The organism is Streptomyces sp. P17, assembly GCF_032436805.1.
Taxonomy (GTDB): Bacteria; Actinomycetota; Actinomycetes; order Streptomycetales; family Streptomycetaceae; genus Streptomyces.
On the sequence record NZ_JAVRBF010001427.1, the window covers coordinates 1 to 239 of the forward strand.

Sequence of the window (239 nt, forward strand, 5' to 3'; positions counted from 1 at the left end):
CCCCGCGACACTGGTGCCTTGGTGAAGGCGATCGGATACCGCATTCGCGGCACCCGATGGACCCGCACCGCCGAGATCGGCCCGCGTATGGCGAAGATGTACCCCGTCTATCAGGAGTACGGCACGGCTCGCATGCCCGCGTCACCGTTCGTTAGAGCCTCGGTGGATGGCGAAGAGGACCTGATCGCTGACGATCTCGACCAGGTCGTGTCACGGAGCTACCGGTGAGTCACCCGCTG

General features: G+C 64.9%; 1 protein-coding gene. It reads left to right on the forward strand.

The features are described 5' to 3' along the window. Positions 1-228, forward strand: a 228-nt coding sequence (locus RMT89_RS45225; RefSeq protein WP_315889565.1) for a hypothetical protein, incomplete at its 5' end; no start/stop codon positions are given. Positions 229-239 lie beyond the last annotated feature (11 nt).